This window comes from Microcoleus sp. B3-D2, from assembly GCF_036705345.1.
GTDB lineage: Bacteria > Cyanobacteriota > Cyanobacteriia > Cyanobacteriales > Microcoleaceae > Microcoleus.
Map to the genome: position 1 here is coordinate 61,101 of NZ_JAUBUG010000037.1, position 7,943 is coordinate 69,043.

Below are 7,943 nucleotides of genomic sequence, written 5' to 3' on the forward strand. Positions count from 1 at the left end.
ATATTCAAATTCCATCTTTACCGCTAATATGTCAGCTATGAAAAGCTCGAATTTACTTCCTAGGCGACTTGTCAGAAAATAGCAGGATAAGGTAAAATCGCTTATTAGAATTTTTCGCGGCAAAGTCAATAAAAAAAATGTGCAAGTTACCGATCGATAAAACCTGGCTGCCAAGTCTACTGGCTGTCAGCTTAGCCGTAGCAGGCAACAGCTTTTTGCCTTTAACCCACTATGCGAGTTTTGCTAGCGAAATATCCCCAACTAACGAACCAGAAAGAGTTCCTGACGGCAAGATAGTTCCAGTTAATGGCAAAGTCAATGTTAGATTAACGAATAAAAGCAACGATCGACTATTTTTTTACGTGGTTGGACAGACTAACCGCCAGAGTTTAGCGGAAAATTCAACAGTCGCGCTGCCAGCATTGACACTACCGGCCTCAATTGTATTTAGGCGGCTAGATGGCGCATTATTGAAACCCAGTTTGAAACCTGGTGGCGAAGGAGCTCTAGAGGTAAGATTAGACGAGACAAATGATTTAGGGTTGGATAAAACATCTTTAAGGATTCGGAATGACGGCGCACTTTTTCTCAGATAGACAACAGTCAGTCTCGTTCAAATTTTAGATTTTAGATTAACTCCACAGCCGTTTGCGGGGGGCTAAAACTTTTTTCTAAACCATGATTGCTCTCCACAACTTAAGTCCGGGGCTTGTATCCGTATTTGGGTGAGTCAGAGGATAGTTGAATCATGTAAAATCAACTTGACGAGCGCCGCGACAGCTAAACCTCACTCTTCAATACACCATCCGAGTTCCTATGTCAATCAAAAAGATTCTTTCCATAGCGCTGTTAATTTTTATCCCCATTTCCATCGCCGCTGAGTATTTGCACTGGGGTGCCCTGGCAGTTTTCATCACATCCGCTTTAGGCATTATACCTCTGGCGATTTGGTTGAGTACAGCAACAGAAGAAGTGGCGATCGTTACAGGCCCCTCCATAGGCGGCTTATTAAATGCCGTCTTCGGCAATGCTACGGAATTAATTATTGCAATAGTTGCCCTGAAAGCTGGCTTAATTGACATTGTAAAAGCCAGCATAACCGGTACAATTATCAGCAACTTGCTCTTAGTCATGGGATTTTCCATGCTGCTAGGAGGCATCCGCTACAAAGAACAAGAATTTAAACCGATTATCGCGCGGGTGAACGGTTCCACAATGACTCTAGCAGTGATTGCAATTCTGCTGCCGACAATGGTAATTTACACCTCCAATGGAGTCGAACCCGCAGCCATTCAGAATCTTTCCTTAATAACTGCGATCGTCCTAATTGCAGTTTACGCTCTAACTCTCCTATTTTCATTAAAAACTCACAGCTATCTTTACGAGGTTGGGTTACTCGAACTAGAGTCAGAAAATCCTCAAAATGCCAAAGAGGAATCTACTACGCACAAACCGAATTTGTGGCTGTGGATAGGAGTGCTAGTGGCCTCAACTGTTGCCGTTGCTTTTGAATCAGAAATTTTCGTTGGTGTTGTCGAAGAAACTACCAAAGGATTGGGATTGACGCCGCTGTTTACAGGGGTAATTCTGTTGCCGATTGTTGGTGGCGCCGCCGAATATGTAACTGCGGTAGGAGTTGCGATGAAAAACAATATGGATTTGTCAGTTTCTGTCGCAATGGGTTCGAGTTTGCTAGTTGCTTTGCTGGTAGCGCCGGTGTTGGTAATTATCGGATTAGTGATTCATCAGCCGATGGATTTAAACTTCAATCCGTTTGAAGTAGTTGCAGTTGCCATCGCAGTGACAATTGCCAATCTAATCAGTATCGACGGGCGCTCTAATTGGCTGGAAGGAGTGCTGCTTTTAGCAACATATATCGTGTTAGGAGCGGCATTTTACTTTCACCCCATTACTTGAACTAACAATTTTTTTGGAGGGGCAATCCCCCGTGGTTGCCGCTCTTCCCTTGAAAATAACTTATCTTTTTTCTGGTTTGTTATTCCTCTTAGTATTTTGCCATTAATTAAAGAAAATATTTTTTGGACATAAAGTAGTTAGGGACAGCGACACTGTTGAACAGGAAAACACTGTTGTCTGCAACTTCTTTTTCTGCCTTTACGATCGCGACAATCAGAAGTATCTTTACATTCTATCTTATTTTCACAAATTTGCTGACGGGGAAAAGTACCTAAGTTTTGTATAGAAACTTGAGCGGTAAGCGAACCTTGTTCTATAACTTGGTCATTTTCTTTAATTTCATAGAGAAAGTTATTTTCTCCCTCTAAAACCGAAAAAGTTCTTGTTTTGTGACTGTTACCCAACTTAAATCCAAAATCCTCGGAGAACTCACCTTTATTGTAACTTCTGTCTGTGTAGGGATAGGGGTTACTTTCCATGCCATCAGTCACATTTTTAATCATCACTCTCCTGTTAGGGGCGGGAGGAGTTTTGCTGGAGACAAATCGAGCGCTTTGCGAATCAGGCGTGATCGCAGTACCGGCACAAGTACCTACATATTCAACGCGCTTAAATTGAATCAAATTAATATTAAAAGTGTTTTCGTTTTTGACCCTAAATTGTGCGTTGTTAGTCTGCTGAGCGCTGACTGTGAAAGCTGCTAGCGTCAAAAAGATTGCCCCCATGAAAATAGCTAGAAATTTGATTTGTGACCTCCCCGTAACAAATCTGGCCTGTTCCATCTCTCTCTACCTCTCATGTGAATAGATAGCATTTTATTTGGGAGTTATTTTAACTTGAGACGTGAGGTGTTGTCAAAGTGGATCGAATAGGTTTCTAGTGAGGACTTGAGTCTTGGATGCTGAGTTGCGAAAGGAAGGACGGAAGTTATGACTGTGAACTTTTTAGAGTCACGAATGAAGTCCTGATTACTCACATCTTGCACCATTCTCAAGAACAGGCTTTCCGGCCTGTTCCACAAAGAGTGAATTTTCTTGTGGAACAGGCATCTTGCCTGTTCCTAAACAAGTAATTGAGAATGTTGCAACATCTCAGGAGTATGAACTTAACTACCAAGTTACTCGATCGCGCCATCTATCTAAAATCTTGTCCCCGACTCCCTGTACCCGTGCCACATCCTCCAAAGAGGTGAAAGGTTGCTGTTGCCGCGCTGTAATAATTCTCTCGGCTAACTTCGGGCCAACCCCGGGCAAGGTTTCTAATTCTTCCTGACTGGCTGTATTTAAATTAACTAACTTTTTAGCAGCAATTTGAGGTTTGGCAGCCGCAGATTTTGATGCTGCTTGTAGTGAATCGCACTCTTTTTTCTTAGCATCAATTCTCTGTTTGATTCGGGCGGGAATTCCCAAGGTTGCACCTTTGTAAAGCCGATCGAACTCCCGCTCAAAATGGGCTGCAACTACGGGACTCTCGATCGCCAGCAGCGTCTCGTCATTCCCGTGATTTGCAGCCTCACTCCAGTTGTGAGAACCTGTAAGCACGGTTTTGCCGTCCACAACGCCGAATTTGTGGTGCAGGCGATCGCCCATTGGTAACAGCGGTACTCCCACCGTAGTCAGTGGCTTTCTCCAAGGGCGATTGTCAGTTTCTAACCCGCAATCTTGCATCAAAGTCGCCCCCATCATATCCAACCCTTCACTATAAGAGCGATAAATAAAATTAGAGTCAATTAAAGCTCGCACCGCAACTCCCCGGCTAGCTTCAATTTCCAAAGTATTTGACAACCGCTGAGCCGAAAATACAAACAGCGCCAAATCAACCGACTTTTTCGCACTACCCAAAGTTCGATTTATCAAACCGTTGGCGCTTTTTTCCCAAGGCAAAGTCGCAGCCGTCGGCGAAAATTGCACCCCAACTGTCGAATTCCCTACTCTTACTTTTTGCACTTGACGAAACGGCTTTTTGATGCCAAACTTGCTGTCCGGTTTGCCCTGGGGCCCGTCACCCCACATGATGTTAAATTCTTGAGTAAATAGTTGCGCTACTTGAGCATTTTCAATTTTCAGCAAATTGTTTGCATTGCCGCGACTTGCTGGTGTCTTGAAATCGCCATGTATATCGCTTGTGGTAAAATTAGCCGAAGTAACGATTACGGTTTTGCCGTCAATCACCACAAATTTGTGGTGCATCAAACCGCTGCCTTTACTGCCGTCAGCAGTATCGTCAATTACCGGAATACCCGCATCCTTGACAATTACCAAAGCATCATTTTGCTTGATTTCCTCGGCACTCAATTTACCGTCTTTATTGCGATCGGCAAGTTGCACAAATTCGGTATAACGATCGCGCTCTCTTTCCGGTAATTTCGCTAACTCCTGAGCTGTAAAATCGCTCCAAGGGCGACTATAGATATGTTCGACAATTAATCTCACTTTAATTCCCGATCGCTGTCGATCGGCCAAAACCCTCGCAATACTGGGCAAGCGAAACTCCTGAACCGCTACATCTACCGTCGATCCAGCACTGGCGATCGCAACAGCGATCGACTTTTCTAAATCATCTCCAGGTCTAGTTTGCTGGCGGTAAGGCTCTGTATAACTCGAAGCGATCGACTGATTGAAGTATACTTGCAACAAGGGGTCTTGAGGCAATGGAGCCAGGCTGAGAGGTAAATTCTGCACGTCTTGCTTTGTTTGTCCGCAGCCCACCAGATTGAGCGCCACCAGCCCAGCACAACAGAAACCGACTAAATGATAATACAATACAGCCACAAAATTTTTAAAAAAATAGAGGTTATTAGCCGAACCACAGTTCAAAGCTATTGGATCGAGTAAAGTTACAACCTATTAAATTTATGCAAGGGAATAGATTTTACGTCTTGTAGAACTGCCTCGATGCCGGAAGCATCACTGGTAGGGTAGCAGCATTCAGGGGCGTGGGTCAAACCCGATACCGCTGCTTTATGGCTAAAAGAAAAACAATTTTTCCGTGCGGTCACAAAGGATATGGTAAAGCGTGCCATCGCTGCACGCAAGAGTTGGTGGCGCAGCAGCATTACGTTGAAGTGCTGGCAGAAAAACAAACCAAAAAACAAGAGAGGGAAGCATCATTTGCTAGAGATATCATCGATCTCAGAGGTCTGCCCGACCACGTAGTCACTAAAGCCCGGGCAATTATAGCAGCTTTGGGCGAAAATAAGAATTACAGAGATTTCGGCGGCAAACGCCTGCGTCATAACCGTTTGATAATCAGTATTCCTGTAACTCGCAACTACAGAATGCTTTGTGAAGATTGCGGCACTTTCTTAATTCCCCAAAAAGTTTTGTCGCACGAAGACTACAACGTCTGTAAACCAGGAAGTTAGTCATCGGTTATTGGTTATTGGTAGCCACTCACAACAGTCAGCAGTCAAGAGTCAACAGTCAACATTCATTAATTAGTTATTTATCATGCAAATTTACCTCGACTATAGCGCCACAACACCCGCACGCCCAGAAGCGGTTCAAGCCATGCAAAAAGCCCTGACTCAGCAGTGGGGCAATCCTTCCAGCTTGCACGAGTGGGGACAAAGGGCGGCGACAGCTTTAGAATTAGCAAGAATGCAGGTTGCTAGCTTGATTAACGCGCTACCGGAATCGATGATTTTTACCAGTGGCGGCACTGAAGCGGACAATTTGGCAATTATGGGAATTGCGCGTCTTTATACAAAGCCGCAGCATATTATTATCTCCAGCGTAGAGCATTCTGCAGTAGCAGAACCGGCGCGACAACTCGAACAGTTGGGATGGGAAGTGACGCGCCTACCAGTGGATAAATTTGGGCGCATTCACCCTTTGGATTTGCAAGAGTCGCTGCGATCCAATACAGTTTTAATTTCAATCATTTACGGACAAAGCGAAGTTGGGACGCTGCAACCAATTGAGGCATTAGGACAAATTGCGCGCGATCGCAATATCATGTTTCATACCGATGCAGTTCAAGTTGCCGGCAAGCTGCAAGTTGACGTGCAGAAACTGCCCGTAGACTTGCTTTCGGTTTCCAGTCACAAACTTTACGGGCCACAAGGTGCAGGGGCGCTATACGTGCGTCCGGGAGTAGAATTAGTGCCAATTTTAGGCGGTGGTGGCCAAGAATTGAAAATGCGTTCCGGGACACAAGCGCTGCCGACAATCGTCGGTTTTGGGGTGGCGGCGGAGTTAGCATTGCAGGAAATAGATGTGGAAACGCCGAGGTTAATTGAATTGCGCGATCGACTTTTTGACGGATTATCCCACGTACCCAGTTTAGTACCAACTGGCGATCGATATTACCGACTGCCCCACCACGTCAGTTTTTGCATCGTCTCCCCATCCTGTCGCCCTTACCAAAAGAGAGACACAGAGCAAATCACAGGCAAAACTATGGTGAGACAGTTAAATTTAGCCGGAATTGGCATTAGTTCCGGTGCCGCTTGTAGCAGTGGCAAACTAACTCCCAGTCCGATATTATTAGCAATGGGATATGACGAAATCGGTGCAGTTGGTGGCATTCGATTGACTCTAGGGCGAGAAACCACAGAAGCTGATATTGATTGGACAGTAATTGCTATCGAGCAAATTTTGGATAGACTAATGCCCAAGGTAGCATTGTGTAGGAATTAAAAAACTGGGCGGTTGAAGATTGGGCGGTTGGAAAACGCCGTCTTGTCTTCAGTCCGCTTGGCATGGACATCGTTTGTGTAGAAGCGGTTTCAACCGCCGTCTGCATCTCGTACAACAAGCCCCAAAATCCACAACCATGCTACAATAAACCCGATATTATTCACAACTCCCCATAATGGAAGAAAGCCGCGCCCAAGCCTACCTAGAACTAATTCACACCCTGCTGAATTGCCCCAACGGCGAAGAACCGCAGATATTACAAGATAACTCAGAATTGTTGGATGTCCACTTTCTGGAAACTTGCGAGTTGGTAGCAGAAAAAATGGCACAGCAAGGAGGACAAAACGGCGCTAATTTCCTGCGGAATCTGATCGCTCAGCTAGCACAATTAATCGATATCAACGAGGGCGATAACTCCGAAGGTGAAAATCCCCAAGAGTATGCAAACTTTATTCTAGAATTATTGCAATCAGAAGATGATAGCAATAGCAATACAGCAGTAATTCACTCCATGCTAGCTGAACGAAAACATCTCCTAAATGCTCGTTTTTCGGATATTTTAGAGCAAGTAGTCGAGAAATTAGTTGGTGGGGAAAATGCAAAAACTATTGATTCAATTGTCAGCCTCGTTGAAGACTTGAGCATTAATATTAGTAATTTCTCCGGTGGGAATAGAGCGGATAATATTGAAATTGCCCTTGCTGCTTATCCAGTTGTTTTAAATAATCGGCAACCCGGAAGCCAAAAGTTTGCTCAAACTCAAAACAACTTAGCTGCTGCCTACATTACCAGAATAAAGGGCTCGCGGGCCGAAAATGTGGAAATGGCGATCGCCCTTTATGGCGCTGCTTTAACAGTCTATACCCTTGAGGCTTTCCCGGAAGATTGGGCTATGGCTCAAAATAACCTAGCTGCTGCTTACGCCAACAGAATCAACGGTTCGCGGGCGGAAAATCTCGATCGCGCGATCGCATTTTTTGACGCTGCTTTAAGTGTTCGTACCCCCGAACAGTTTCCTGAAGATTGGGCAATGATTCAATATAACCTAGGTAATGCCTATTATGACAGAATCAACGGTTCGCGGGATGAAAATATCGAAAAGGCGAGATCCTTTTATGAAGCAGCATTAACAGTATATACCCGTGAGGATTTCCCTGAATATTGGGCAATGATTCAAAAGAAGCTGGCTAATGCCTAAAGTGAGGCAGCTTTAACAATCTCAGAAACCGGGTTTTTTCCGATATCTTCGCCTAATACCAATTTAATGTGAAGTTGCACATATCTCGATCCCCCTCGCATCCCCCTTAAGAAGCTATGCCTTACTCACATCTTTCTTAACAAAATCAGGCTTGACATCTGGGGGGGAATGGGTGGAAACTAATTTCC

The 7,943-nt window shown here is 44.7% G+C and carries 7 protein-coding genes; 5 read left to right on the top strand and 2 right to left on the bottom strand.

Annotated elements, in window-relative coordinates; all coding sequences use genetic code 11:
- Positions 1 to 137: 137 nt before the first annotated feature.
- Positions 138 to 596 carry a hypothetical protein gene (locus tag QUB14_RS15580; protein ID WP_333217795.1) on the top strand — a complete coding sequence of 153 codons (459 nt, stop codon included), beginning with the start codon at positions 138 to 140 and terminating at the stop codon, positions 594 to 596.
- 220 nt (positions 597 to 816) lie between these two features.
- Positions 817 to 1,917 (top strand): calcium/proton exchanger, encoded by a 1,101-nt coding sequence (gene cax, locus QUB14_RS15585; RefSeq protein ID WP_333217794.1) that lies wholly within the window; start codon positions 817 to 819, stop codon positions 1,915 to 1,917.
- 137 nt (positions 1,918 to 2,054) lie between these two features.
- On the opposite strand, the gene QUB14_RS15590 is transcribed toward cax, so the two are convergent.
- Positions 2,055 to 2,699 carry a hypothetical protein gene (locus tag QUB14_RS15590; protein ID WP_333217793.1) on the bottom strand — a complete coding sequence of 215 codons (645 nt, stop codon included), beginning with the start codon at positions 2,697 to 2,699 and terminating at the stop codon, positions 2,055 to 2,057.
- Between the two features lie 327 nt (positions 2,700 to 3,026).
- Positions 3,027 to 4,688, bottom strand: a complete 1,662-nt coding sequence (locus tag QUB14_RS15595; RefSeq protein WP_333217792.1) for a DUF655 domain-containing protein — start codon at positions 4,686 to 4,688, stop codon at positions 3,027 to 3,029.
- Positions 4,689 to 4,879: 191 nt separating this feature from the next.
- Here QUB14_RS15595 and QUB14_RS15600 point away from each other — a divergent pair, with 191 nt between their 5' ends.
- The 3 genes from QUB14_RS15600 to QUB14_RS15610 all read left to right on the top strand — a co-directional run bounded on the left by QUB14_RS15600 (position 4,880) and on the right by QUB14_RS15610 (position 7,755).
- Entirely contained in the window at positions 4,880 to 5,281 is a 402-nt protein-coding gene (locus tag QUB14_RS15600; protein ID WP_006631653.1) for a DUF7682 family zinc-binding protein, read from the top strand.
- A gap of 85 nt (positions 5,282 to 5,366) precedes the next feature.
- Entirely contained in the window at positions 5,367 to 6,557 is a 1,191-nt protein-coding gene (locus QUB14_RS15605; protein WP_333217791.1) for a cysteine desulfurase family protein, read from the top strand.
- Positions 6,558 to 6,732: 175 nt separating this feature from the next.
- The gene (locus QUB14_RS15610) at positions 6,733 to 7,755 is read left to right on the top strand and encodes a tetratricopeptide repeat protein (protein WP_333217790.1); all 1,023 of its coding nucleotides are present in this window, start codon (positions 6,733 to 6,735) and stop codon (positions 7,753 to 7,755) included.
- The last annotated feature ends 188 nt before the right edge of the window (positions 7,756 to 7,943 follow it).